Source organism: Nocardia sp. NPDC049707, assembly GCF_040674855.1.
Classification (GTDB): Bacteria; Actinomycetota; Actinomycetes; order Mycobacteriales; family Mycobacteriaceae; genus Nocardia.
In genome coordinates this window covers 2,414-2,774 of the sequence record NZ_JBFANN010000110.1, presented here as the reverse complement: position 1 = coordinate 2,774, position 361 = coordinate 2,414, and positions in this window count along the sequence as shown.

Genomic DNA, 361 nt, shown 5'->3' with positions numbered 1-361 from the left:
CCACAGACCACACCACCAACCGGCGCCGGCACGCCTGGCACCACAGCACGTCCAGGCACACCCGATGGAAACCCACGGGTCACCGCACCCCAGGACGGGACCCCACCCCCTACACCACAGGCCACCGGACCACGCCCCGGCGCCAGCGATCCCGTAGGCGAGGGACCAAACAGCGGATCCCAACGACACGACGCACAAATAATTCCACGACCCGACCACATACCAGGCGAAAAGCCGCCAGCAGGCGAGGGACCAAACAACGGACCCCAACGACACGACGCACAAATAATTCCACGACCCGACCACATACCAGGCGAAAAGCCGCCAGCAGGCGAGGGACCAAACAACGGACCCCAACGAC